Source organism: Gilvimarinus sp. 1_MG-2023 (assembly GCF_030548285.1).
Map to the genome: position 1 here is coordinate 1 of NZ_JAUOSC010000467.1, position 342 is coordinate 342.

A 342-nucleotide genomic window follows, 5' to 3' on the forward strand; every position below is an offset into this window, starting at 1 on the left:
GCTCGGCGGTATGGGGATTATTGTGCTTGCCGTTGCGGTACTGCCGATGCTGGGCATTGGTGGCATGCAGCTGTTCAGGGCCGAAACACCCGGGCCGCTGAAAGACTCCAAACTGACACCCCGTATTACCGAGACCGCCAAGGCGCTCTGGTATATTTATCTGAGCCTGACCATTGCCTGTGCGCTGGGTTATTGGCTGGCGGGGATGACGCCGTTTGATGCCGTCAGCCACAGTTTTTCCACCGTGGCGATTGGCGGATTTTCAACCCACGATGCCTCCATGGGTTACTTCGACAGCGCCACCATTGAGATGATTGCGGTCTTTTTCATGCTGACCTCATC

1 protein-coding gene is annotated in these 342 nt (G+C 56.4%); it reads left to right on the plus strand.

Annotation, left to right across the window (positions count from 1 at the left end; all coding sequences use genetic code 11):
* Positions 1 to 342 (plus strand): potassium transporter TrkG (locus Q4563_RS17670; RefSeq protein ID WP_303605430.1); only part of this gene is annotated, 342 nt, incomplete at both ends.